2 protein-coding genes are annotated in these 2,371 nt (G+C 70.3%); both read right to left on the bottom strand.

Annotated elements, in window-relative coordinates; genetic code table 11:
* On the bottom strand, window positions 1–1,622 hold a 1,622-nt coding region (locus tag LO771_RS29925), incomplete at its 3' end, for a condensation domain-containing protein (RefSeq protein ID WP_230748285.1).
* Window positions 1,623–1,769: 147 nt separating this feature from the next.
* A partial coding sequence (locus LO771_RS29920) for a phosphopantetheine-binding protein (RefSeq protein WP_230748283.1) occupies window positions 1,770–2,371 on the bottom strand: 602 nt, incomplete at its 5' end.

Genomic DNA, 2,371 nt, shown 5'->3' with positions numbered 1-2,371 from the left:
TTGAGCACCGCCAGCAGGGCCGTCATCAGCTGCGCCGAGCGCGGCAGCGAGACCGCGACCCGGCCCTCGGGGCCGGCGCCGTGCTCCACGAGCAGCCGCGCGATGCGGTTCGCCCGCGCGTTCAGCTGACCGTAGGTGACCGCCGTGCCGTCGCCGTCGACCACCGCCACCGCCTCCGGGGTGCGGGCGGCCTGGGCCTCGAAGGCGTCGACGAGCGTCGTCGAAGGAGCCGGCACCCCCTCCGCGCCACCGTCGTTCCACTCCACCACGATGCGGTGACGCTCGGCGGGGGTCAGGATGTCGAACCGGTTGACGCGGGCGTCCCAGGCGCTGCTCAGCATGGTCACGACCCGCGTGAACCGCTCGGCCAGGTTGTCCACCGTCGACGCGTCGAACAGGTCGCCCGAGCCGATCAGTCGGCCGCGCACGCCCGACGGCGCACCGGCATCGTCGAAGCTTTCCGTCAGTTCGACGGCAAGATCAAACTTGGCCGGTTCCGGGCCCGTAGGCACGAGTTCGACGTCGAGCCCAGGGAGGTCGAGAACGGCCTGCAGGTTGTTCTGCAGGGTCAGCATGACCTGGAATAGGGGGTGGCGGGCCATCGAGCGGGTCGGTGCGAGGTCTTCGACGAGGCGCTCGAAGGGGATGTCCTGGTGCTCGTGGGCGTCCAGGGCAGCGTCCCGCACCCGGCCCAGCAGTTCACCGAAGGTCGGGTCGCCGGTGAGGTCGACGCGGTTGATCTGGGTATTGACGAAGAAGCCGACCAGCCGGTCCAGTGCGTCGTCGGTGCGGCCGGCGACAGGGGTGCCGATCGCGATGTCGTGCCCGGCGCCGAGCCGGGACAGGACGACCGCCAGCGCGGCCTGGAGCACCATGTGCAGGGTGGCGCCATGGTGTCGGGCCAGCCCCGTCAGCCGCCGGTGGAGTTCCGCGTCCAACTCGACCGGCGACACGACCCCCTCGTACGAGGCAACTGCCGGGCGCGGGCGGTCGGTGGGCAGGGTGAGTTCCTCGGGCAGGCCGGCCAGGGCCTTGCGCCAGTGGGCCAGTTGCTCGTTGAGCAGGCTCTGGGGGTCGTCCTCGTCGCCGAGGAGGTCGTGCTGCCACAGGGTGTAGTCGGCGTACTGGACCGGCAGCGGCTCCCACGCCGGGGCCCGGCCCGCCACGCGAGCGCGGTAAGCGTGGGACACGTCGTCCGCGAGCGGGGCGAGGGACCAGCCGTCGGCGGCGATGTGATGGAGGACGACCACCAGGACGTGGTCCTGCGGGCCCACCGTCAGCAGGTCGGCGCGCAGCGGCAGGTCCGCCGCGAGGTCGAACGGGCTGCGGGCCAGGCGCGTCACAGCCGCGGCGAGGTCGTCCTCCGTGACCTCGTCGGTGCGCAGTTCGAAGGTCAGCTGCGACGACGGAAGGATCCGCTGATGTGGAACACCGTCGACCGTCGCCACCACCGTGCGCAGGACCTCGTGCCTGTCGAGCACGTCACGGAAGGCCTCCTCCAGCGCCGTCCGGTCGAGCTCGCCCCGCAGCCGCATGGCGAACGGAATGTTGTAGGTGGCGTTAGGGCCCTCGAGTTCGCCGAGGAACCACAGGCGACGCTGGGCGAAAGACAGAGGAATCATGAGGTTACTCCACGGAATTGCTGATGACGCTGAGAGGAAGGGTTCGATCGAATAGGAGCTGGCGATTTCCGCGCCGCGGGATTTCGTGTTCCTTGCGAATATCCCGCGGCGCGATCGGCTCCACTTCCGTGTCCGGCGAGGATGCCGCTATGCACCCTCATTCCGAGGAGCCCTCGGCCGAAGGGCCGGCCTCTCCCTCTTGCGCTGGCCCAGCACATTCGCAAGCTGAGCGGGAACCGGGTTGTGGAACAGCATGCGAAGAGTGACTTCGACATTCATGGTGGTGCGGATGCGGTTGATGAGACGGGTAGCGAGGAGGGAGTGGCCGCCGAGGTCGAAGAAGTTGTCGTCGGGGCCGATCTCGGGGAGGGCGAGGACCTCGGCGAACAGGGTGCAGAGCTGTGCTTCGCGCTGGTCGGCGGGTGTGCGGCCGGTGCCCGTGGTGGGGAGTTCGGGGGCGGGCAGGGCGCGGCGGTCGAGTTTGCCGTTGGCCGTGAGGGGCAGGGCGGCCAGGGTGACGACCGCGGAGGGGACCATGTACTCCGGCAGGAGGGTGGCGGTGTGGGTGCGCACCCGCGCTGCCAGTCCCGCGTCCTGCGGTGTTCCGGTGGCATTGTCGGTGGGGACGATGTAGGCGGTCAGGCGCTGGTCGCCGGGGCGGTCCTCGCGGACGAGGACCGCGGCCTGGGCCACGGCGGGGTGGGAGGCGAGTGCGGACTGCACTTCGCCGAGTTCGATGCGGAAGCCGC

Source organism: Streptacidiphilus sp. ASG 303 (genome assembly GCF_020991365.1).
In the GTDB taxonomy this organism is placed as follows: domain Bacteria; phylum Actinomycetota; class Actinomycetes; order Streptomycetales; family Streptomycetaceae; genus Peterkaempfera.
Note: the sequence above shows the minus strand (reverse complement) of the source record. Positions and strands in the feature narration are given on the sequence as shown.